This window comes from Microcoleus sp. BR0-C5 (genome assembly GCF_036705045.1).
Lineage (GTDB): Bacteria > Cyanobacteriota > Cyanobacteriia > Cyanobacteriales > Microcoleaceae > Microcoleus.
On the sequence record NZ_JAUBTR010000020.1, the window covers coordinates 58,598 to 83,755 of the forward strand.

At 45.0% G+C, this 25,158-nt stretch carries 14 protein-coding genes; 10 read left to right on the forward strand and 4 right to left on the reverse strand.

The genetic code is table 11. From position 1 onward, the window contains the following. Positions 1-41: 41 nt before the first annotated feature. From bioF to QUB08_RS12290, 5 genes are all read left to right on the forward strand, one after another. The gene (gene bioF, locus QUB08_RS12270) at positions 42-1,214 is read left to right on the forward strand and encodes an 8-amino-7-oxononanoate synthase (RefSeq protein ID WP_333224964.1); all 1,173 of its coding nucleotides are present in this window, start codon (positions 42-44) and stop codon (positions 1,212-1,214) included. Positions 1,215-1,525: 311 nt separating this feature from the next. After that, a complete protein-coding gene (pirA, locus tag QUB08_RS12275; RefSeq protein ID WP_172185012.1) occupies positions 1,526-1,675 on the forward strand; it encodes an arginine synthesis PII-interacting regulator PirA in 150 nt (49 codons plus the stop codon). Between the two features lie 1,089 nt (positions 1,676-2,764). Further along, entirely contained in the window at positions 2,765-5,677 is a 2,913-nt protein-coding gene (locus tag QUB08_RS12280) for an ATP-binding protein (RefSeq protein ID WP_333224965.1), read from the forward strand. A 22-nt stretch (positions 5,678-5,699) separates the two neighbouring features. After that, on the forward strand, positions 5,700-6,089 hold the full coding sequence (locus tag QUB08_RS12285) for a response regulator (protein ID WP_333224966.1): 390 nt from the start codon (positions 5,700-5,702) through the stop codon (positions 6,087-6,089). 68 nt (positions 6,090-6,157) lie between these two features. Further along, positions 6,158-7,522, forward strand: a complete 1,365-nt coding sequence (locus tag QUB08_RS12290; RefSeq protein WP_333224967.1) for an ATP-binding protein — start codon at positions 6,158-6,160, stop codon at positions 7,520-7,522. A 607-nt stretch (positions 7,523-8,129) separates the two neighbouring features. Here QUB08_RS12290 and QUB08_RS12295 read toward each other — a convergent pair. Next, positions 8,130-9,497 carry a TldD/PmbA family protein gene (locus QUB08_RS12295; RefSeq protein ID WP_333224968.1) on the reverse strand — a complete coding sequence of 456 codons (1,368 nt, stop codon included), beginning with the start codon at positions 9,495-9,497 and terminating at the stop codon, positions 8,130-8,132. A 467-nt stretch (positions 9,498-9,964) separates the two neighbouring features. Between QUB08_RS12295 and QUB08_RS12300 the strand changes: the two genes are divergently transcribed. From QUB08_RS12300 to QUB08_RS12315, 4 genes are all read left to right on the forward strand, one after another. Next, on the forward strand, positions 9,965-14,224 hold the full coding sequence (locus tag QUB08_RS12300; RefSeq protein ID WP_333224969.1) for a PAS domain S-box protein: 4,260 nt from the start codon (positions 9,965-9,967) through the stop codon (positions 14,222-14,224). 264 nt (positions 14,225-14,488) lie between these two features. After that, positions 14,489-15,328: a DUF1361 domain-containing protein gene (locus tag QUB08_RS12305; RefSeq protein ID WP_333224970.1), complete on the forward strand. Its 840-nt coding sequence runs from the start codon at positions 14,489-14,491 to the stop codon at positions 15,326-15,328. Positions 15,329-15,549: 221 nt separating this feature from the next. Beyond that, a complete protein-coding gene (locus QUB08_RS12310) occupies positions 15,550-17,514 on the forward strand; it encodes an ABC transporter ATP-binding protein/permease (protein WP_333224971.1) in 1,965 nt (654 codons plus the stop codon). Positions 17,515-17,957: 443 nt separating this feature from the next. Then, on the forward strand, positions 17,958-19,622 hold the full coding sequence (locus tag QUB08_RS12315) for an NB-ARC domain-containing protein (protein WP_333224972.1): 1,665 nt from the start codon (positions 17,958-17,960) through the stop codon (positions 19,620-19,622). A gap of 67 nt (positions 19,623-19,689) precedes the next feature. Here QUB08_RS12315 and QUB08_RS12320 read toward each other — a convergent pair whose 3' ends face one another. The 3 genes from QUB08_RS12320 to QUB08_RS12330 all read right to left on the reverse strand — a co-directional run bounded on the left by QUB08_RS12320 (position 19,690) and on the right by QUB08_RS12330 (position 23,601). Next, entirely contained in the window at positions 19,690-21,420 is a 1,731-nt protein-coding gene (locus tag QUB08_RS12320; RefSeq protein WP_333108723.1) for an NAD(P)H-quinone oxidoreductase subunit 4, read from the reverse strand. A gap of 291 nt (positions 21,421-21,711) precedes the next feature. Continuing rightward, positions 21,712-22,491: a Uma2 family endonuclease gene (locus QUB08_RS12325; protein WP_333224973.1), complete on the reverse strand. Its 780-nt coding sequence runs from the start codon at positions 22,489-22,491 to the stop codon at positions 21,712-21,714. Positions 22,492-22,677: 186 nt separating this feature from the next. Further along, positions 22,678-23,601 carry an ADP-ribosylglycohydrolase family protein gene (locus tag QUB08_RS12330; RefSeq protein ID WP_333224974.1) on the reverse strand — a complete coding sequence of 308 codons (924 nt, stop codon included), beginning with the start codon at positions 23,599-23,601 and terminating at the stop codon, positions 22,678-22,680. 428 nt (positions 23,602-24,029) lie between these two features. Between QUB08_RS12330 and minC the strand changes: the two genes are divergently transcribed. Then, complete coding sequence (gene minC / locus QUB08_RS12335) at positions 24,030-24,830, forward strand: septum site-determining protein MinC (RefSeq protein ID WP_333224975.1); 801 nt, start codon at positions 24,030-24,032, stop codon at positions 24,828-24,830. Positions 24,831-25,158 lie beyond the last annotated feature (328 nt).

Genomic DNA, 25,158 nt, shown 5'->3' on the forward strand with positions numbered 1-25,158 from the left:
ATCACCAGCTAATATAACGTATTACCCGATCGCTTTCCAATATGAACGCAGACCCTTACGCTTGGATAGAGAAGGCCCTGGACACAGTTCGCCGTGCCGATTGGTATCGATCGCCACAATCGATCGAAAGTTCCCCTGGGCCTGTGGTAAAGTTAGCAGGCCACAGCCTGATTAACTTTGCCAGCAACGATTATCTGGGACTTGCGGGCGATGACAGGTTAATTGAAGCTGCTATAGCTGCAACTAAGGAATTTGGTACGGGTGCGACGGGTTCGAGGTTGGTCAGCGGACACCGCGATTTGCACCGACAGCTAGAACAAGCTATTGCTAATTTAAAACAAACTGAAGATGCTTTAGTATTCAGTTCGGGATATTTGGCGAATTTAGGGGCGATCGCATCCGTTGTCGGCAAGCGCGATTTGATATTATCTGACAAGTACAACCATTCGAGCCTGAAAAACGGAGCCACACTCAGCGGTGCAACAGCCCTAGAGTACAGTCACTGCAATCTTGAGGATTTAAAAGCCAAGCTAGAGCAAAATCGCGCAAGGTATCGCAAGTGTTTAATTATTACCGATAGCGTCTTTAGCATGGATGGGGACTTGTGTCCGCTACCACAGTTGTTAGCTGTGGCCGAAACCTTTAACTGCATGGTATTAGTAGATGAAGCTCATGCTACGGGAGTTTTCGGTGCTAGCGGTGCCGGTTGTGCAGAACATTTCGGGTGTACGGGAACACCCCTGATTCAAGTGGGGACACTCAGCAAAGCTTTGGGAAGTTTAGGTGGTTACGTTGCGGGCTCTGCTGCTTTAATTGATTTTCTGCGTAATCGAGCTGCGAGTTGGATTTATACTACAGCATTGACGCCTGCTGATGCCGCGGCTGCTTTGGAAGCTGTGAGGATTGTACAGCAAGAACCAGAACGCCGAGTTCGGTTGCGACAAAATATCGAAACTTTCAAATATTGCGCGATTACCAATTACCAATTACCAATTAGTAATTCCCTCTCCCCAATTTTCACTCTTCCGTTAAAAGATGCAGCCTCCGCTTTAACAGTCGGCAGCAAACTCAAGGAGATGGGTATTTTTGCTCCGGCGATTCGGCCTCCGACTGTAAGCGTGAGTCGAATTCGGATTTCGCTAATGGCAACTCACGAGCTCGCACACCTTCAGCAGTTGGTAGAGGCGCTGAAGCAAGTTTTGAGTTTGGAGTAAATGTTGGGTACGTCATAAGTAACTTACCCTTTGAGTCAAGGTTGTGAGATGGGGAGAATTTTTACTTCTGCTTTCTGCCTTCTGCTGCTCTAGGCTTCTGCTGCTCTAGCTTTCGGCCTTCTACTGCTCTAGCGTTCTGCCTTTTTTTTGATTGTCAAGATATCGCTATTGACTTATGCCCAATCTTATACAGTAGTTTGGTCGATCGGTCAACAACTGTAAATTTTTTGTAAATTTAGATACTTTTTGGAATTTAGCGCTATATTAGAGAAGTAGCAGGTACACCAAATTTAATATAAGGAACGTCCACCATGAACACAAATCGTCAAAACGTAAAAAAAGTAGCAGAAACCCACCGCGCTAACATTCACAAGCAACTGATGCACCGCATAGAAGTAGCGAGATCCAGTGGGAACCAAGATTTGGTTCGGGTGCTTGAAGAGGAAATGAGACAGCTTTAAAGAAGTTGCAACTAGAATTTGCCCGTAGTTTGGTTTAGAGGGTTGTGCGAGAAATGCAGAATTCCGGCAACCACTACCTGTTAAGTTTTGACTCCTCTCTTAGTTGGTAGAAAAAACCCCGGTTTCTTGAAGAAACCGGGGTTTTTTATTGAGACCGAAGAAAAAAGAAGGAAGAGGGAACATTCCTGGACGCCCAAACTTTATCTGTAGGGTGCGCCTCGGCGCACAGAGACTCTACAAATAGCGCAGTGAACCATTTTTTGCGTAAGTTATTAAGTCAGAAGGAAGAGGAAAGAAGGGAGAACAGGAATTATACTGCATTGCTTATATTTTTACACTATCTGTAGTTGTAAACTGCGCCGAGGCACACCCTACCAATAACTACAGGACTTACGCCACTGGCACATGGTGAGGGTGTGATCACCCCCTCACTTTAACCAGTCCGGATCACTCACAAGTTGACAGTCGCAACAAACTACCGCACTAAATCCAGCACAAATTACCTACAAAAACTGTTTGCTATTCGTTGGAAACTTGAGCAATTTTCTAGGGAAATCAAGTAACTAACCGGGAGAGAATATTGCCAGTGCCGTCCAGCTATAATTCTAATAAATCCTATTGCTTGCCCTTAATTTGTGTGGGGTTGGCTGTCAAAACTTTAGCGGATAAAAATCGTCAAACAGTATATAAAATCAAACAATGGCTACTATCAAAATATTTAATTTAGCAACTAAAAATTGCCGAGTTTCCGATATTTATTGTCTAATTTTATGGGGCTGGTACACGGAGATGTTACAGTTGCGTAAGTTCTAGCCAATTTCTATGTAATCCCTGAATTCCCTAAACACCCAACGACTTAGCCGAAGCCTCAACGGTCTGGCTAAACGAACGCGAAATTTGCAAAAGTCAGAAGTCAGAAATAAAATGTAATATTGAAGATGGATTGAGATAGATTTTCCTGGTTGACTGGGAAAGGCTGCTTTGCCAAAATTTAAGACTAGGAACAATACTTAACAAAAAAATTTTTAGATCTATAAAGCTGAACATCGGGTAGCAACTGCAACATCCAAAAAATAATAGGTAAAATTGATGGCGACAGACATCCGACACCAGCCAGAAAACGGCTACCACTCAGAACCAACTCAGCCTTCGATAAGAGAAAATCTGAATAGACGATCGCTCATGCGCCTACCCCGAAGCCTGAGTGCCGTCGAAACATCAGGCTTTGGTCTCACCGGTCACGCTAATTGGTTTACCATCGCCACAGTCATCCAGGCAAGCATGGGCCCTAGCGCCATCTTGATCTGGTTGCCGGGTATCATCATGGGTATGATGTTGAACCTACAGGTAAAACGCATCGGCGAGTATTTCCCAGACATGGCTGGGGGAACGCCCAACTATACCGCGCGACTACTGAAAAATTATCCAGGTCTGGGAAGCTATGTGGCGATCGGATACTTTTTAAGCTGGGTAGCAACATTGCCAATTTCTGCGATCGTACTGACCCAACTAATCAAAGTCAACCTCAATAGTTTAGGTCTTAGCTGTCCTGAAGCCTTACTAAATATTACCTTCACGCTCCTACCCTTCATTTTGACATTCAGCGGCACCCGCGCCTTAAGTATTCTGCTCGCCTTTTTTGTGTTGCCGACAGTCGGCGTATTATCCGTTTTTTCCATTCATGGTCTAATCTGGTTAGCTTTTTCCCCAAACAGTCCCGGCTTTTTCCCCGCCATTTGGCCGGAATTCACCTTTATTGACTGGGCTAAGTGGTTTTACTTTGGTACATACATCTTCTACTGCTGTGACTCCGCCGCCAGTTTCGTAGCCGATAGCCGCAACCCTACTAAAACCTTGCAGTTTCTCAAAATTTCCGCACTGGGGATGCTGCCTGTTATTTTGGGAGGTTCTTGGGTACTGATGCGCTTGGCTACTGCTCCTGGTCTGAAAGATGACGTATTCTTGAATGTATTAGCTGCCTGTCAGGTATTATGGGGGCCCTGGGTGCCCACCCTTGTCACCTTTCTGGTAGTCGCAAGCTGTCTTCTGAGTTGCGCGACCATAGTTTCCAACTGCCCCCGGATGCTGTATCAACTTGCCGTAGATGGGCATATTTCGCCAACATTCGCAGTTGTATCCCGACGGGGTGTCTTTGGATTTGGGCTGGTCTTTATTTTGGTTCTCAGTTTAATCTGTCTAGCTTGGGGAAATGTACCTCGGCTTGTGGCGATTACTAATGTTGGCTTAGTTGTCTGCCTGATGATGTTCCATCTCTCACTGTGGCTGCGGCGGGATCAGCCAGAAGTTCGGTGGCCTTGGTGGTCGCTGGGCTTTTTCGTAGTAGATGCGGTGGTTCTAGTAGTCGGAGGCTTGGCTTGGGGTTGGCAAGACTTTATCATTGGGTTGTTATTTCCTCTTGCCGTTTTAGCAGTGGATGCAGGGATGAGTCGCATTGCTTTTGCCCCTTTCCATCCCTCGTGGTGGATTCGGCTTTACCGCAACAGAAGCAAGAGCAAAATGCCAGATTTTGTGGCGTTTCAGGTTGTAATTTTGATCTTGCTGATTGTCAGCGCCGTCGCTGTCGGCTGGATTTTTGGCTCCAAATTATATGCTAACTCTACTGTTGGCTTGAATTTATTGGTAGTGCTACTCGTGACAGTTGCTTTTATTGGGGTGGCCGTTGCTTGTTGGACGAGTTTACCGCAAGTCGTCTCAATGGACGAGGCACGAGAGGGCGCAGAACAGCTATTTACCATTGCCCTAGATGCTATTGTGGTGCTGGATGAAAATGGTGTCATTCGTCAGACTAATCCCGCTGCTGAAAGCGTCTTTGGAATAAAGGCTCGTGGGCTAATTGGGTCTCACCTAAACAAATTACTACCCGGATTAGGGATTCAGCCAGAGCAGTGGCTCAGTCGTAGCGAACAAACTTTCAAATTGTCCGATGGTAGCTCGCGCATTCTGGAAGTGGCCATCTCCGATCGATTTTCCCAAGACGCTTCCCTTTCCAATCAGGATCTGCAACAATATGTGGCGATCGTCCGCGATATCACCGATCGCAAGGAAGCCCAGGAAGCCCTGCAAAAAGCTAATGAGGAACTAGAAATCAAAGTCGAGGAGCGGACATCTGAACTCACCCATACTGTGGAACAATTGCAAAATGAAATTCAAGAGCGCCAGCGGATCGAAGAAAATCTCAGAGCGATGCAAAATCAGATTATCGTCCAAGAAAAACTCGCTTCTCTGGGCAGTTTAACAGCAGGAATTGCCCACGAAATCAGAAATCCCTTAAACTTTGTCAACAATTTTTCAGAAGTTTCTGCTGAATTAACCGAAGAACTGTTTGAAGAACTGGCAAATCAAGGAGAACGATTAGAACCCGAAACTAATGAATATATTGCAGAGATATTAACCGATCTCAAAGAAAATCTTAAAAAAATTAATCAACATGGTCAAAGAGCAGACAAAATCGTTGGCAATATGCTTTTGCATTCGAGAGGACAAAGCGGCCATTGGGAAGCTACGGATATAAATAGTTTATTGGCCGAATATATCAATCTAGCTTATCACGGGATACGAGCCAAGGAAGATGCTTTTAACATTACCATAGAAACGGACTATGACAATGACATTGGCGAAGTAGAGGTCGTGCCACAAGACATAGGTAGGGTTTTTCTTAACATTATTAGTAATGCTTGTTATGCACTTTATAAAGAGAAACAAGAAATAGGGGAAAGATTTTCACCGCTACTTGACGTGAAAACTCAAAATCTGGACGGTCGGATTGAAATCCACATTCGCGATAATGGCCCAGGTATTACGCCAGAGGTACTTGATAAAATTTTCAATCCCTTTTTCACTACAAAGCCAGCGGGGGAAGGTACTGGTCTAGGTCTATCTATCAGTCATGATATTATCATCCAGCAGCATCGCGGAGAAATTAAAGTTGAAACAGAAGTAGGAAATTACACAGAGTTTATAATTACATTGCCAAAAAAATAACAGAATTTAAGGAGTTAAAAAAATGAAAGTAATGGTTGTAGACGATGAGGCAGATATTCAGTGCTTGTTTAAACAAAAATTTAGAAAAGAAATCAAAGCAGGGCAAATAGACTTTCATTTTGCACTCTCAGCAAAGACTGCGTTAGAATATTTAGAAAGCCCCCAAAAAGCCTCTTTTATCTTAATTTTGTCGGATATTAATATGCCCGGAATGACGGGGCTAGAACTGCTCCGAGTTACCAAACAAAAGTTTCCCGATCTAAAATTTTTCATGATAACCGCTTATGGAGATGAGACAAATTACCAAGTCGCAATAGATTATGGAGCTGATGACTATATTACTAAACCTGTTAATTTTGAGGTTCTTAAAAATAAAATAATCAATTTGGAGTCAATTCACAATGCAACATAATTGCTAATTGCTACTTTTATCATCATCCTCTCTTATTGATTCCTTATACTAGCAACTGAGAGCATAATATGCCAGCAAAAATACTTTTTGTAGATGACGAGCCAGATTTAGAATGTTTAATTTCCCAGAAATTTAGAAAAAAGATCCGCACAGGAGAATACGAAGTTTTTTTTGCACATAATGGCGTAGAAGCGCTTTCAAAGTTGCGAGAGGAGCCGGATATAGATATTGTACTGACAGATATTAATATGCCAGTCATGGATGGCATGGCTTTGCTAGCAAAACTTAACGACCTAGTTACTCTGGTCAAAACAGTAGTTATATCTGCTTATGGCGACTTGGGAAATATTAGAAAGGCAATGAATGGTGGGGCCTTTGATTTTTTGACTAAGCCTATAGATTTTCAGGATTTAGAAATTACTATTAACAAAACATTGCAGCACGTGCAAGAACTCAAAGAAAACGAACGCTCGCGCCAAGAAAGAGAGGAGAAATTGCGGCAATCAGAAGTGCGAGAGCGAGAAAAAGCTATCCAACTAGAACTCGCAATGCAAAATTTACAGCGCACCCAAGCTCAGCTTATTCAGACTGAGAAAATGTCTAGCTTAGGACAGTTAGTGGCTGGTGTTGCCCACGAAATTAATAATCCCGTTAATTTTATCTATGGCAATTTAACTTATGTCAATGAGTATTGTCAGAAGCTATTGGATTTAATCAACCTTTACGAACAGCACGATGCCCATAATCACCCTGAAATCGAAGATTTAGTTAACAACATAGAGCTAGAATTTATCAGAGAAGATCTGCCTAAAATGCTATCTTCGATGAAAGTAGGGGCTGAACGTATCCGTCAGATTGTGCTGACGTTGCGGAACTTCTCTCGCCTTGACGAAGCTGAGATGAAACCCGTTAATATTCACGAAGGAATCGACAGCAGTATAGTCATTTTGCAGAGTCGGCTCAAGCCTAAGCCTGATTGTCCACCTATTCAAATTATTCAAGAATACGGAGATTTGCCACAAGTAGAATGTTATGTCGGTCAGTTGAATCAGGTATTTATGAATTTGCTGAGCAATGCGATTGATGCGTTGAATTACTATGACAAAAAACGCACCCCTGAACAAATTAAAAACGAGCCTAGTACGATTACGATTCGTACTGCTATGCTGAATCACGATTGGGTAAGAATCAGTGTTAAAGACAATGGGCTGGGGATAACAAGCGAGGTAAGATCTCATCTATTTAGTCCTTTCTTCACAACTAAACCTGTGGGTCAAGGCACTGGTTTGGGATTATCTATTAGCTATCAGATTGTGGTGGAGAAGCACGGCGGAGATTTGAAGTGTTTATCACAGCCAATAGAGCGGGGTGCAGAATTTGTGATTGAGATTCCCATTAGGCAGAATAATCGGGTAGAGAGGAAGGAAACTTAAGGGGAATAAAATGGGATCATCTCAGTTTTGCAGCTAAGCTAGAAATTGGAGTTAGTAGCTAGGAGCCAGGAGCCAAAAGGAAAGAGTCAGAAGGAAGAAAGCACGAGCCAGAAGAAGTGTTTTTACAAATATGAGATGCTCCCAATAAAATTGGCTAAAAGAACGCGAAATCGGTACAAGTCAAGCTTATTAGTTGTGGGAATTGATGTGTGGAAATTTACACCTTTGGTATCGGTAGCCTGCGGCATCGCACTCAGCGGGAGTGAAAGTAAATACCAGATTTTAAGTCAATACGGTTCACTTAAGACAGATCCCCCCTAACCAAGGGCGGGCACGGGGAGTAGGGGTCGCACCGCCCCTACTAAGGGGGGACAAGAATGCCCTCAAAGTCAACCCCTACTCCCCTACAACCAGGGGGAGTAGGGGGTATGCGAGGGGGATCTCCGGGGTATAAATAGTGTTAAGTGAACCGTATTGGATTTTAAGTCGGTTGTCAGCTTGTCATCACCCCAAACCACTTAAGGTGAGGGCGTGATCACGCCCTCACCTTAACCAGTTGCGTAAGTATTGAACTAATAGCTAATGACTAATGACTAATGACTAATGATTACCTTCCTCCGACTACAACATTTTTAATCCGCAAATGGGGGCCGCCGACACTTACCGGCAAGCCACTCTGGCCGCCTTTACCGCAACCGCCGTAAGCATAAACCGAGTCGTTCCCTATAGACTCAATATCCTTTAAAGTCTGAAATACATTGCCGCTTAAAGTGACATCGCTCACCGGTTCGGCCAATTTGCCGTCGCGAATCATGAACCCTTGAGCCGCCGCAAAGGTAAACATTTCGCCGTTGGTTTGTCCTCCCAACATCCGCACTGCATAGACTCCTTCGTCAATGTCCGCAACCATTTCGTCAAAAGAATTTTCACCAGACTCGATCGCAGTATTAGTCATCCGCACCAAAGGCATAAAAGTAGCGCTCAGAGCCCGGGCATTTCCAGTCGGACTTTCGCCCATTTTGCCCGCAGTCTCGCGATTGTGCATCCGAGCGGCTAAAACTCCATTTTTAATTAAATGCTTGCACTGAGCAGGCACGCCTTCGTCGTCGTATTTCAAAGTTCCCGGCAATCCCGGCACAGTTGCGTCGTCAATTACATTCAATTGTTCGATCGCCACCGGCTTGCCCAAAGTCAACAATTCCTGCATTTTCGGGTTTTCGTAAATACCATCTGCTTCCGACAAATGCCCGAAAGCTTCGTGAATAAAAACCCCCGACAAATAAGGGTCTAAAATCACCGGATACTGACCGCCTTTCACCGATTTGGCCTCTAATTGGCCCACTGCTCGAACGGCAGCACTTTTAACACGATCTTCAATATTTGTCAAGACATCGTAATCCGATCGCGAGTGAATCGACTCAAACCCTTGGCGGACGACACCACCCTCCCCACGGGCGATCGCTCCGAAACGCCCGGTCACGTCCAAGCGCTCTTGAGCGATGCAAGTACCTTGAGAATTCACAAAATAAGTAATCCCAAATCTGTCGCTATAACCTGCCATTGTCGTCTGAATTCGCGGGTCATAATCTAACAGCAACTGGTTGTAAGATTCGAGCAGTTTCCGCTTTTCGGCTAGAGTAATAGAGCGCGGGTCGCGGCCCAATTCCACCGCTACATAATCTTGAATCGGAGTAACATCTGCTAGTAGAGTTTTTTCGCTACCAACCAAACGAGACTGGACTACAGCTTCTTCAATGCGGTTTTTTAACTCAGCTAAACCGTTAAAAGTTACAAAACTCCAGCCGCCTTTGTGACAGGCGCGGATGCCGCCGGCGAGACTAAAACTGCGGTTGACAGCATCTAACTGAGGGCCGCGAAAACTAATCGCAGTTGACTCACTTTGTTCGAGGCGAACTTCTAGATAATCCACGCGATCGCGGTAAGGTGCGATCGCTTCCATCAACTGTTCTTGCATCAAATTGCCCCTATGAATGATTCGGCGTAGCGCTGAAAAAAATTATTGCTAACCTTATTTTAGCTAATAACTCCCGTCTTTCGGGTGCGCGTTCCCCCACCGCTCTGGTGCTGCAGCGCGCACCCTACCCGATAAATGGCGAGTCAACCAATTTTAGATTGTAGATTGTAGATTTTAGATTGATCCGTCCTGAGCCTGCGAAGGAATGAATCCGGGGGCTTATGACCACATTACTTTCGGTCAGTCGATTGTAAATTTAAAACTTGGTGCAGAAAATTGATGATTAGACGCTTGCCGAAAGTCGGCGATTTTCGGCGGGCGTCCTAAAATACAACAAACTCGCGCCCGCTTGCGAAACGCCCGGTATGCCGAAAATCTTGCATTTGCTTAGAGAAATCAAACTAAACTAAATCTATCTAAATATCTAAAAAATATACCTTAACCGCCGGCAGATGGAATACTTTAAGGTGAAAAAATTCCAAATTTCACCGTATTTAGCAGCAATTTCAGCATCAATAGCAATTTTGGTCGGAGTTGGCATTTTAGATCGCTCAGAACAGCGGCGGTTTTTTCACTACAACCGCGGTACCACCCTCGATCGGCTCAGCACAGTCCGTTCTAAGCTGGAAGGCTCTTTGAATTCCCGCCTGTTTTTGATGCGGGGTTTGGGGGCTTACCTTTCCAATAACCCAAACATCACCGAAGCCGAGTTTACAGCGACGGCGAGAATTCTGGTGGCACAGCAACCGGGCATTCGGGCCATAACTTTAGTTAAAGGCACGACGGTCGCTTACATTTATCCACGGGAGGGAAATGAAGCGGTGATCGGGGTTGACTTGACGACGCTACCCGAACAGAGGCAAATGGTCAAAGAGGTCATCCAAACCAGAAAAACTGTGCTTGCCGGGCCCGTGAAATTATTGGAGGGGGACGAGACGTTCATCAGCAGATCGCCGATTTTTCTCACACCCTCCGGTGCCGAGGCAGAAACAGGAGTTTACTGGGGCTTGACAGGCCTGATCATCGACAAAAATACCCTCATTGAGGAAGCAGGACTCAACGACTCCTCAGCGAAGCTGCAATACGCTCTGCGGGGCAAAGACGGTTCGGGAGCCTCCGGCCCTGTGTTTTTCGGTGACGGGTCAATTTTTGAGCAGAATCCCGTGGTGCTGGAAGTAACTTTGCCCAACGCTTCCTGGCAGTTGGCCGCAATTCCGGCGGGGGGATGGCGTGCGAATTCACCGTTTCGGGGGTGGCTGCTCTTTGGAGGCGGCTTGCTGGCTGTTTTCACCGGGGTGGCGGTTTTTAGCTGGGTGTATGGCCGTGCGAAACTGCGTTCCAGCGAAGCTAAGTATCGGCAATTAGTTGAGAATTCTAACAGCATGATTGTGCAGTTAGACAGTGAAGGGAAGATTACTTTTTTTAACGAGTGTGCTGAAACTTTTTTTGGGTATTCAGAAGCAGAAATCATCGGCAAAAGTGCGATCGGCACAATTATACCGAAAACAGATTTATTTGAAAGTGACCTCGCGACAAAGATTCGAGACTGTTTGGCACAGCCACAAAAATACTTCCAAAACGAAAATGAAAACATCCGCAGCAATGGAGAAAGGGTGTGGATAGCGTGGACAAATAAACCTTTACTAGATGCGAAGGGTAATGTGGCTGGACTGCTTTGTATCGGGACGGATATTAGCGAGCGCAAACAAGCTGAAATCGCCCTGCAAGCTTCTGAATCGGAACTTCGAGCTTTGTTCGCTGCCATGAACGACGTAATTTTCGAGCTCGATATTGAGGGACGGTTCCTGAAAGTTGCGCCGACCAATCCCCAATTATTGTACAAGCCGACGGCAGAATTTGTAGGTAAAAAAATTAACGATTTATTCGACACAGAAAAGAAAACTTTTTTTGTGGAGCAAATTTGCCTAGCTCTCGCTACAAATCAAACCTGTACTTTTGAGTATCACCTAGAAATTGCTAGCGTACAAAAGTGGTTTGCAGCTACAATTTCGCCCATGAAAAAGAATACTGTTCTGTGGGTGGCTCGCGACATTACGGAGCGCAAGCAAGCAGAAAATTGGTTAACCGGTCAAAAACAAATTTTAGAAATGATTGCTAAGGGTACTTCTCTGGGCGATACTTTAAATACTTTAGTTGAAATTATCGAGCAGCAATCTAGAGATGTCATCGGTTCGATATTGCTTCTAGCTCCAGACGGCAAACATTTGCTGCACGGAGCCGCGCCCAGTTTGCCCGACAGTTACAACGCTGCTATTCATGGCATAGCCATCGGCCCGGATGTCGGTTCCTGCGGCACTGCTGCCTTTAGTCGCCAACAGGTGATCGTTACAGATATTGCCAGCGATCCTTTGTGGGAAAATTTTCGAGATTTAGCCTTAAGTTTTGGACTGAGAGCTTGCTTGTCTACTCCTATTTTCTCATCTCAGGGTCAAGTTTTGGGAACTTTTGGAATATATTATTCTCAACCGCGCCAGCCCCATTTTTTTGAGATGCAATTGATAGAGGCGAGCAGAAGTTTAGCAGGAATTGCGATCGAACGCAACCAGGCCGAAGAAAGTCTCAAACAGCTCAATCAAGAACTAGAAAATAGAGTCAAACAGAGAACTGCTCAATTGATGCAAACTGAAGAACGCTGGCAGTTAGCACTCAAAGGCAACAATGACGGCATTTGGGACTGGAACTTGCAAACAGGGGAACTTTTTGTCTCCGATCGCTTTAAGGAAATCACTGGTTACGAAGATAGTGACATTAGCGATTATAATAACACATGGAATACGAGTTTACATCCCGATGATTTAGCGATTGCTCAGCAACTTCTTCAAGAACACTTGGAGAGAAAAACGCCGCATTACATCACCGAATACCGCTTGTGGTGCTACAACAGGGCTTACAAATGGATATTGAGTCGGGGGCAAGCTTTGTGGGACGCATCTGGAAAAGCAGTCCGCATGGTTGGTTCAATTACTGACATTACGGAGCGAAAACAAGCAGAGGAAGCACTGCGGGAAAGCGAGGCAAGATTCCAAAAGCTGTCTGCTAATTTGCCGGGAATCATTTATCAATTTTTGTTGTGTCCAGATGGCTCTTTCTGTTTTCCTTACATAAGTGCTGCTTGCCGAGAACTTTTTGAGTTAGAACCAGAAGATGTTTTGAAAAATGCGGCTTTGGTAACAGATTTGATTCATCCCGAAGACAGCCCAAATTATGAGGAATCTGGTGCTATTTCCGCCCTAACTCTGCAACCTTGGCAGTGGGAAGGACGGATGGTGCTACCTTCCGGCAACATTCGTTGGTTTCAGATAAATTCGCGTCCTGAAGCTAAAGAAAACGGCGATATTCTTTGGGACGGCATAGCAATTGATATTACCGATCGCAAGCAAGCTGAGTTAGCTTTGCAAGAAAGCCAGCAGTTCATTAAAAAAGTAGCCGATGCTACTCCCGGTATTTTGTATCTCTACGACTTGGAAGAACAGCGAAATATCTACACTAATACTTCAATGTTCGCGCTTTTGGGCTATACCAGCGACGAAATTACAGGGATGGATTCGTCACTCATGCCTCAGTTAATCTACCCCGAAGATTTGCCTAAAATTGTGGAACATCACGCGAGCTTTGCAGAAGTTGAAGATGGCGAAACTAGGGAAATTGAGTACCGGGTACGGGGAGCATACGGTCAATTGTTGTGGCTGCAAAGCCGGGATACTATTTTTAGTAGGAATGCGGAGGGTCAGGCTAAGGTAATAATTGGAGTTTCCCAGGATATTACGACTCGCAAGCAAGCAGAGGAAGCACTGCGGCAAAGCGAGGAACGAGAAAGAGAAAAAGCCAGAGATTTAGAGTCAGCTCTGCGGTCATTGCGCTCTACTCAAACTCAACTCATTCAAACAGAAAAAATGTCTTCCTTGGGGCAATTAGTTGCCGGGATAGCTCACGAAATTAATAATCCCGTTAACTTCATTCACGCTAACATTGATTATCTCAACCAGTATACAAAACAGTTGCTAGATCTGGTGACTCTTTACGAAGATGAGTATCCCGAACCTAATTCAAAAATTGTCGATCGCATTCAAGAGATAGATTTGGACTTCATGGCGGAGGATTTAAGAAAAGTTGTCGGTTCGATGCAGGTAGGAACCGAGCGCATCCGGCAAATTGTGTTGTCCCTCAGAAATTTCTCGCGGTTGGACGAATCCGCAATGAAGCCGATCGATATTCACGCGGGAATTGAGAGCACTTTGTTAATTTTGCAGCACCGCTTGAAGAGTCGGGACAGCCGCCCGGAAATTGAAGTAATTAAGGAGTTCGGGAAACTGCCGCTGGTGGAGTGCTATGCGAGCCAACTGAATCAGGTGTTTATGAATATTATTGCTAATGCAATTGATGCTATTGAAGAACAATATCAAAAGTTATCCGTTCGGGAAGCAGATACGAGTGGCCGGATTTCTATTTGCACTGGTGTAACGCCCCAGAACACTGTGATAGTGGAAATTTCGGACAATGGTACGGGCATTCCGCAGGGGATAGTGGATCGAATTTTTAACCCGTTTTTTACTACGAAAGCTGTGGGGAAGGGTACGGGGTTGGGAATGTCTATCGCGCACTCGATTGTGGTGGAAAAGCACAAGGGTAAGATTGAGTGCATTTCTTCCATAGGATGCGGAACAACTTTTAAGATTGAGATTCCGATCGACAAAGTGTATAAATAGTAAAGTGCACCAATCGATTTTAGATTTTAGATTTTAGATTTTAGATTTCACTCCACAGTTGTAGGGTGGGTCAGTCGATTTTAGATTTTCAGGCGCGGGCGTAAAGTCATAAGCTGACGCACCCTACAAGTATTAGCAGTTCCTGATTTTCAGGCGCGGGCGTGGAGTCATAAGCTGACGCACCCTACAAGTTAACGACTAAAATAGATTGAAGCTTCTAAGGAAGCAGTGCTGCATCAAACCTTTAATTGTATAAAAATTGACATGATAGGATTAATCCTGGAAGCGCTGCAAGCAATGGGACACAATGTCCGGTGGATGTCTTGGAATTTGTTTTTGGCTTTAGTACCGCTGGGCCTGAGTTTTTGGCTGTTCCGCAAACCCCGATCGCGCTGGCTGCTGTGGGGTACGGCCTTTCTCCTGGGCGCTACTTTTTTGCCCAGTACGCGCCATGTTTTAGGCTATCTGAAGCATATTGTGCAAGATGTGGGCAAAACTTACGTTTTGGGGGCGATCGCGATTACACTGGCACTGATGGCTGTAGACATCTGGGTACTGCGGCAGCGCGGAGTTCGCTCTCTCCGGTGGTGGGGCGGTTTTTTCTGGTTTATCGCATTTTTACCCAATGCACCCTACGTTTTAACTGATATCATTCACCTGATCGAGCAGATTAAAGAGGGGAACTCGGTGTGGATTGTGACTCTAGCTTTGATCCCGCAGTATCTGACGTTTATGCTGATCGGGTTTGGGGCTTACGTGCTGTCGGTGATGAATTTGGGTTACTATTTGAAGCAACAGGGTTTGAGTAGATTTATCCTGGTAACGGAGATAACTATACACGCACTTTCGGCGATCGGCATTTATTTAGGGCGATTTATCCGCTTCAACACTTGGGACATTCTGACTAACCCCGATGCGCTGGTTAACAGCGTAATGAACGATTTGATTGGCAAGCGTCCGGTTTTAGTAATGGCTGTCACTTTTGTAGTAATTGCTGTTTTGTATTGGCTAATGAAACAAGTAATTTTAGGGATTAGCCAAAGATTTTATAGGAGCGAATTGCAGTCGGACTTGGCCGGCGATAGCGCAACTTCTTCCAGCTAGAGCGATTTGAGATTTGAGATTAAAGAATTGATTCAACAGATGAATCTAAGAGCTTGAACTAAGCTCCCAATTTTTTTCTCTCCACCAGTTAAGTCGGAAAACAAGTTTCCGTCTGTGGGTGAGACAAATTTTTTCGCGAAAGTCGGACATAAATTACTGCTGCAGTTTGTCACAAGACTTGATATGTTAGAACAGTCAAAGTAGTTTTGTAAACAGCAAAGATGAATCGATTTGACCGTCAGTTGTGGCAGAGATTTATTGCGATCGCTCAACCTTACTTTTATCCTTTAGAGCCTGGGGGTGGCAGAATATTTTTAGGATTAGTAGCGCTGTTGTTGATATTTCTCTTCGCTGCGATGTTTATGCTCGTCAGCGCTGTATGTTTGGGTACTCAAGTCTTATTTCCAGAGGCTTTTAACGGGGTTGCGGCTGGCTTAGCTACTTTGATCAAAGGAATTATCTACTCACCGACAATTGCGATCGTTGGTTTAATGCTAATCCTCCCGCTGGCTGCTTTTGTCTTTTTCAGAAGCAAGTTGATACCGCGCTGGAAGCAGTGGATAATGTTAGCTCTGCTGCTATTTTTGTCACTTTCTGTTAGCGGAATTAACGTAGTCATTAGCTATATTAGTAATTTTTTCACGACCGCCCTGGCTGAAAAAGATCAGATTACTTTTTGGCGGTTTATGTGGGTTTATGCTGGAGTTTTTATTATCGGTACCCCGATAGTTGTTATTTACGGCTATACCCAAGATAAACTGGGATTGTACTGGCGAGAGTGGATGACTGATAGTTTCCTGGGTAGTTATTTTCAAAACCGCGCTTATTACGAAATCAATTTTCAGAAGGAAATCGACAATCCCGACCAGCGGATTGCTGAAGATATCAAATCTTTCACTAGCACAAGTTTAGAGTTTTTGCTGCTGATATTGGGGGCAGTGATCGATATTATTTCTTTTACAGGGATTCTGTGGTCTATTTCCAAAGGTCTTTCGATCGGACTAATTATTTATGCTGTCTTTGGCACGACAGTCATGGTATTTTTTGGCAAAAGGTTGATATTTCTGAACTTCAATCAGCTCTCCAAAGAGGCTGACTTTCGCTATGGCTTGGTTCACATTCGGGACAATGCAGAATCAATTGCTTTTTACCGGGGAGAAGCACAGGAATCTGTTCAGGTGAAACACCGATTTTTAGAAGCAGTTCGGAACTTTAATTTCCTAATTGGTTGGCAGCGAAATCTGGGATATTTTAGAGTGGGCTATAGATATGCAACTTATATTATTCCCTCTTTGTTCCTGGCTTCTATATATTTTGCAGGTGAGATCAGATACGGCGATATTACTCAAGCTGAATTTGCTTTTCGTCAGGTTTCTGAGGCTTTTTCTCTGGTTGTATATAGGATTGAAAACTTGAGTTTATTTGCAGCGGGGATTAATCGTTTAGCCACGTTTAATGAGTCTTTAAGAGAGGAAAAAAGTGCTGTTAAACTCGACCTCAGAACAATCGATACAGTTATAAGTTCGCAATTGACACTGGAACACGTTACTTTAGATACTCCGCACCATCAAAAGACTTTAATTAGCGATTTGTCGGTAGCAGTGCAGCCCGGTGAAGGACTGTTAATTGTCGGGCAAAGCGGTGCTGGGAAGAGTTCTTTGCTGCGGGCAATTGCGGGTTTGTGGGAATCGGGAACAGGTCGTTTGGCGCGGCCGGAATTGGGGGAAATGCTGTTTTTGCCACAGCGTCCTTATATGATTTTGGGTAGTTTGCGATCGCAACTTCTCTATCCCAACAGCAGCAGCGAGGTTGATGAGGAAAAATTGCGCCGCGTTTTGGCATCAGTAAACTTAGCAGATTTGCCGGACAGATTGGGCGGTTTTGATGCGAATTTAGATTGGGCGGAGATTTTGTCGCTGGGAGAACAGCAACGTTTAGCTTTTGCTAGATTGTTATTGACAGAACCGAGATACGCTATTGTGGATGAGGCGACAAGTGCTTTGGATTTGAAGAACGAGCAATATTTATATGAGCAGTTGCAAGCCACTAAAACTACGTTTGTGAGTGTGGGCCACCGATTGAGTTTAGTGAAATATCACCAGCAGGTTTTGGAACTTATGGGCGATGGGAGTTGGCGACTGCTTCCGGCCCAAGAATACGGCGCTAGTGCGACAAGTTTTGGCTGATATAGGGCTGCTTTCAAAAATTGTAAGTTGACCCGGTTTTTGATTGGCTGTGGGTTGTGGTGCGGTTGGAGATTTATGGTTTGGTGCTATAAATTAAGCGCCGCGCCTCCACTATACAATAGGTTTTACGGGTGAGGAGACAGCAATAATTTAGGGCGATAAACTCCCCGTTCCTCATACCATCTTTGATTAAATAATTAAAGAATTGAAGAATTGAAGAATTGAAGAATTGGGAATGACTGATTGTGTATTGGTTTGGAGTACGGGCCTAGAGGTGTATTTTTTAAACTGGTATCACAATCGATAATTGGGTATAAATATCTAAAACTGCCCAAACAACAAAAAGCAAGCTGAACGTTGGTAGATTCGATTCAATTGCTCGCCCGCGAGAACTCACACAATATAATAGAAGATAGATTTTTAGTATAGACGAGATTCCTACCTTGACTACTCCGATTCCTCAAAACTTTGTGCAAACGATCGCCAAACAGCGCGGTGTCACAGATGCCGAGTTAGAAACTGTGTTTATGGCTCTCGACGGTCAATCTACAGCGACGATCGCCACCAAGCTTGGCATTAGCGACATCGCCGTTCGCAAAAGACTCGGCGAAGTTTACAAAAAGTTTCAGATCGGGGGGAACGGCCCTGGAAAGCTTTCGGAATTGAGGCATCAGTTGCTGTTTTCATACCACATCGATCAGGGAACGAGCGATTTTAGTGGAGGTAAAGGCTCTCTATTGAAGATGGCGATTGGACATCGACAGGAAGATTGGGGCCAAGCACCGGATGTTTCGGTTTTTTACGGACGGACTGAAGAATTAACTATTTTAAAGCAGTGGATTGTATCAGATAATTGTCGCCTGGTAGCGCTGCTGGGTTTGGCTGGTAGCGGCAAAACAACTCTGTCGGTGCATTTGGCAAAACAGGTACAGAATGAGTTTGATTTTGTGATTTGGCGATCGCTGCGATCGGCACCCGCACCATCCGACTTCCTAGGGAGCTTAATTCAACTTTTTTCTAACCAACAAAAACCCGATGTGCCGTTAGCGGAACCCGCCCCTACGGGGGCTACGCCAACGAAGAGGATCGACCTCAGCGGCCAAATTTCCCGCTTGGTCGAGTATCTGCGGAAACACCGCTGTCTGGTAATTTTAGATGATTTTGAAGCGGTTCTCAGACCCGAAGAATTAGCGGGGCACTACCGGGAAGACTACGAAGGATATCGAGATTTAATCGTGCGGCTCGGTGAGGTCAATCACAATAGCTGTTTACTGCTAGTTAGTTCGGAAGAGCCTACGGAACTGGCTTTGCTGGCGGGAGAAAAAGTGCGGTCTTTAAAACCTGCTATTTCCGAGGAAATAGCGCGGGAAATTTTCCAAGAAAAAGGTTTGTCGCCTCAAGATCGAGAGTTGGAAATCTTGTTATCCCGGTACGGAGGCAATCTGTTAGCATTAAAGATTGTAGCCACAACAATTAACGAGTTTTTTGAGGGGAATGTTTTAAAGCTTTTGGAAGCTACGGCTTTATTTATTGAAGAACATATCAGCAATTTGCTCGCGCAGCAGTTCGATCGAATGTCGAGTTCTGAACAAGAGATTGCCTACTGGATTGCTATTGCTCAAATCCCGATTTCCCTGGCGACTTTGCGAGAGCAGATGTTGGTCAATTCATCGCTTTCGGATTTGCTAAAAAATCTCGATTCTCTGGGTCGTCGCTCGCTGATTGACAAAATTAGTGAGGGCGGGGAAACTGTTTTTATGCTTCAGCCTTTGATCGTGCAATATGTGACCGACCGATTAGTCGATCAGATTCGAGCGGAGGTTTTGGAGACGGTTAAGACGCAAGGAATAGAAAGAATGGGGCTGTTGAAAACTCACAAATTGAGCATGAATATTGCTAAACGGAAAGGGGATAAAGGCGAGCTAAGTCGCTCTATTTTAGCATTAGTAAAAACTCGGTTGCAAGTGTTGTTTGTGAAGACGACAGGCTTGGAAGAACCGCTAAATATCTTGAATAAAGTAGCCTCTGATCTCGATGATAAATCCATTCTTGAGGTGGGATATGCTAGGGAGAATCTGGCGCAGATTATTTCAGAAATTCAGGGCTAACAAAAAAGCGATCGCCCTTTGACAAAAGCGATCGCCCAATCTTCAACAAAAACAGAATTCGATAAAATTATTTGACAATGCCAAAAACCGATGCAGATTCAGACCCTGTAATTTTGTCCAAAGCAGGCGATTTTTGAGCTTGGGCAATTTTGGGAACCAAAAGTTGATTCGCATAAATCCGAGGATTTTGTTGAGCAATTTGGATGTAAGATTGGCGGACTTCTGCGTTGACTGCGACAGTCTTGGCATCGTAGACTTGCATCGCCATGTTGGGATAAAAACCAATGCCGACAATCGGTATCAAAAAGCAAAATGCGATCGCCACTTCCCGAGGTTTAGCATCAATAAACGGTGCATCACCAGGCAAAACGCAACTATTACCAAAACAAACCGCTTCATCCAGATTGTTTCTCTGATTCTGCAAATTTAGATCCTCAAGGTCGCAAGCAGCTAGTCTCCCACAGTTGTAAAATAACTGTCGCAGCATCGAGAGCAAATAAATCGGCGTCAAAATCAGTCCCACTGCCGCCAGGAACACTGTCACCGCGCGGAAAGAACCGCTGTACATATCGCTAGTGGCGACGCCCACAAACACTGACAATTCGCTAGCAAAACCGCTCATTCCGGGGAGTGCCAAAGATGCCATAGCGCCTGCGGTAAACAAAGCAAACACTTTCGGCATGACTTTCCCAATCTCGCCCATCTCGTCCATGATCATTGTATGGGTGCGATCGTAAGTAACGCCAGCCAGGAAAAACAATACTGAGGCGATTAAACCGTGGGAAATCATTTGCAACAGCGCCCCGTTGATTCCCAAATCCGTGAAGGAAGCAATACCCAACAATACAAATCCCATGTGAGAAATCGACGAATTCGCTAAGCGGCGCTTCATGTTCGATTGACCGAAGGAATTCAGCGCGCCGTAGATAATGTTGACCACGCCGAGCACCGCCATAATCGGTGCAAAGTAAACGTGTGCTTGGGGAAGAAGTTCCAAATTCAGGCGAATCAGTCCGTATCCGCCCATTTTCAGCAATACACCGGCCAGAATCATCGATACTGGAGAAGATGCTTCACCGTGGGCATCAGGTAGCCAAGTGTGGAAGGGGAAAATCGCCAGTTTCACACCGAAGGCAATCAGCAATCCCGCATAAAGGAATAATTCTAAACCCAGTGGGTAGTCCTTCAAGCCTAGTTCTACCATGTCGAAGGTGGGAGTGCCTCCGCCGTAGAATGCCATTGCCAAGGCAGCTATCAAAATAAAGATGGAAGCGCCTGCGGTGTAAATCAAGAATTTGGTAGCTGCATAGCGACGGTTTTGTCCGCCCCAAATCGAGATTAACAGGTACACCGGAATTAGTTCTAGTTCCCAGACAATGAACAGCAGCATGATGTCTTGGGCGACGAAAACTCCTATTTGTGCGGAGTACATCACCAGCATCAGGAAGTAGAAGAGTCGTGGCTTGCGATCAACTTCCCAGGCTGCAAAGATTGATAGCGTCGTCACCAATCCCGCCAACAGTACCAACGGAACAGACAGTCCGTCAACGGAAACAGACCAGTTGAGGCCTAAAGAAGGTATCCAGGGATATTGCTCGACGATTTGGAAAGTAGAGATGCTCGGATCGTAATGAGTCCAAAACACCCAGCACATTAATACAAAATCTGCAATACCTACGCCTAGGGCATACCAGCGCACGGTTTTGCCGTCTGTATCGGGCAGAAAAGGGATGGCGAGGGAAGCTACGAGGGGTAGGATGACAATTGCGGTCAGCCAAGGAAATTGATCCGCTATCATAGTGAGAATAAATACTTAGTTGGAAGTTACCAAAATTATAATACTAAATTTAATTAAAACTTAAGATTTATTCATAAATATTTTTTATATCCCGATAAACGCGGATAAAAAAATCACGAATTGCTACACACGTCAAGGGTTCTTCGATTTTTGATTTTCGATTCAGGACTTACGAACAACAAAATATAGCGTTTTGTAGGGGCAATCTGCCTGTGGTTGCGCCTATTCTGGTAGATAGTTGGGTAAGTCCTGTGTATTCAGGGCGATCGCAAATTAGCTTTCAATCAGCGTTCAATCTGGATCAACTCCCAATTCGCGCAACTTAGCCGCCAATCGTTCAGCCCTTTGCCTTTCTTGGTCAGCCCTTTGGCTTTCCTGCTCAGCCCTTTGCCTTTCTTGATCAGCCCTTTGTCTTTCTTGGTCAGCTTGTTCTGAACTCCACAGCAACAAATTACCTCCCTCATCCCACCAGCGCAGCCAGTTCATGGTTTGTCCCAACCTTTCCCCCGACCAAATCCCCAGATATAGTTCCAGTTGTGGAATCCACACCCGCCCCTGCTCATTGGCTGAATGTAAAACATACCGCCCATCTTGCAAATAGCGCACTTCTAAAATACCTTCGTAGGGGTCATAAGTGACATAAGTAGGTATTTGAAGAATCTGTTCGTAAAAGTGGAGTTTACCATAGGGCGGAGTTGCTCTGACCGATAGTTCTCCTCCCTCTGCTTCCGAGAGAAACTCCATCACGATCGCCACATTAGCACCATCAGTATGAGGAGTATAACTACGGCGAATTACCCCCTCTGCTAGAGGATGCACTTGGGGTACATAAAACCAGTCTGGAGCTTTGACAACAATCTTTTTATTGACTGTGGCGACTAACCCCAAATTAGAGGCCATCAGCATTTCTGGCTGGATACATCCTGCGGCTCCCAGTGCATCGGTGAGACCAGCGGCGAGAGAAGGTTGTTGAATATTTTCCACCGGATCGTCGGGTAATACGAAGTTAGCTGGTAGGGGTTCCCAGGTGACGGTTAGTTTGGCTTTGATAGACGGGGCTTCGAGTACCATTGTATTAACCTTCAACCAGAAATGTTTATGTAAATTTATCTATATTAACTCAAGTTGCTAGTTTCTGAATGGGAGGGGGCGGGTTTATCTGATTTGTCGGTGGGTGTCATATATTTCGGTGAACCCGCCCCTACAATTATTTATGTTATGCCTGGGAATTGTCACCCTTGATTTAAAACATCGATTTTAACTAGATAAAGAGAAAAGCCGATCGCCAAAAGATGCAATTAAAGTGTGATCGACTAATTGCGAGATCCATTTTTCCGGTATACCAGATTCTCCGTAAAAAGCCCCCGCCAACTGTCCGTAAACCGCACCTGTTGTATCCGCGTCGTCGCCCAAATTCACAGCCAACAAACAGCCTTCGGCAAAAGAAGAACTGTTGTAAAACGCCCAAAGTGCCGCCTCCAAAGACTTGACAACATAACCCGTACCTTTAATTTCAGGAGGTTGTCGCAATTTAAAAGAACCCGCCGCAATCTCATCAATCTCTGCTACCAGCGGATTTGCTGCCCAATATCCAGAAATTTGACAATATCTTTCCGAAAGCAACACATCTTTAGCAACTCCATTCACAGCCCCCGCAATTAAAGCGCCCAAATAACGGCAAGCATCCACACAAGTAGCAGCACCGTGAGTAGTTCGAGAACTTTCTCCAGATTTTTCTATTACTTCAAAAGGATTTTTAGCATAAAACAAAGGCACGGGAGCCAAGCGCATAATCGAACCGTTTCCAGCAGTCTGAGCATCGGTAGAACCACAGAAAGGTTTTCCTGTATTTTTAAACTGCCAAAGTGCTTGTCGCACCGTATTGCCAATATCAAAACATACACCAGTGCTGCTCAAATGTCCCTCTCGCCACCACCGCACATAAATTTCTAACTGATGGACAGGATCGAAACCTTGTTTCTCAATCAAACTTTCAGCCAAACAAAGTGCCATCGAAGTATCGTCCGTCCACTCGCCCGGTTGCAGTCGAAACGGGCCGCCGCCAACCATATCGTTAATAGGCGCAAAGGTTCCGGGGCGATGGAACTCTAAAGTTGTGCCGAGAGCATCGCCCACTGCTAAACCGAGAAGACTGCCGCGATAACGTTCTATTTGCTGCATAACGTAATTTAAAATTAATAATTAGTAAGCGCTAGTGAATTCAAAACCATTTTTCTCTGCATCTTATCTGCCTGTATAACAATCGATGCCAAACTTGTCAAATTCTCTCTTTCTCTCCTCTCTTAATTCTCTTTCTCTGTGTTCTCTGCGCCCTCTGCGGTTCATTAAAACAAAATCTCGTCCACAATCGATACCAAATTTGTGAACTTCTCTCATTCTCTCTTTCTCTCCTCTCTTAATTCTCTTTCTCTGTGCCCTCTGCGCCCTCTGCGGTTCATTAAAACAAAATCTTGTTCACAAACGAAATAGAATTGCCATAACTAGCGTTAAAAATAAAAAAACAAGACTTTCCCCCCAAATGCTGAGCCAAAAGACGACTCAGGCTAATATTGATGTTAACCTGTCCCTACCTGAACTCAGACCTGTCCATGACACCCGATGCCACCGCCGGAGCCGCTGCCGCCCCTCAATCAACACCCGAAGTCAGCTTGGAGCTGCAAGTCAGACTCAAAACCGAAGATGGACAGCTACTGTTGCTACTCCCCCCAGAAACCAACAGCGAACCCGCAACAGCCTCCGCCTCGACTTGGACTGAACTTTGGCAGCAGCTAAAAGTCAGACTGAACGCAGGAGAACGCTTTTGGCAGGCAAATGCCGAAGTACAATTGATGGCGAACGATCGACTGTTAGATATCCGCCAACTACAAGAAATCGCCGATGCCCTCTCGGAAGTGGAACTGCAACTCAAACGAGTCCACACCAGTCGCCGCCAAACCGCCGTTGCCGCAGCTACAGCAGGCTATTGTGTAGAACAGCAGCCTCCGGTTTCTTCCCTGAATAAAGCCACTGCCGAAAAACCGCAATCGCTGGCGGAACCTTTATATTTGCAGATGACAGTGCGATCGGGCGTAGAAATTCGCCATCCGGGCACCGTCGTACTTTTGGGAGACGTAAATCCCGGCGGCTCAGTCATCGCCGGAGGCGATATCCTAGTTTGGGGCCGTTTGCGGGGAGTCGTGCACGCCGGTGCCGCTGGCAATACCAAAAGCGTGATTATGACCTTGCAGATGGAACCGATGGTGATTAGGATTGCTAAGTATGTTGCCAGAGGCCCAGAAACCTCACCGGCTCAGTTTTTCCCGGAAGTCGCCTATGTGACGCCCCAAGGGATTCGGATCGGTAGAGCCTCTGATTTTGACAAATCGCAGTTAGTCGGGGGTAATGAGTAATCGATAATGGGTAAGGGGTAATTGGTAATGAGTAATTAGGAATTAGTAATGAGTAATTGGTAATACTATTTCTCTTTAAGTCTGCACTTGATAATTTTTCCCTTGGCTAAATCAGCTACTAAAGGACAATTTCAAAATTAAGTGCAAATTCATATATAATTAGTATTACAAGGAGAGTTGTGAGTGTTTAGTTAATTCACTGAATAACAGATTGCTGTCAAATTACTAAAGAATAATTGCTAAATATAAACCAACAATAAAACCAATTATCAATTGCCAATTACCAATTACCAATTACTAATTCCCAATCACCAATTCCCAATAAATC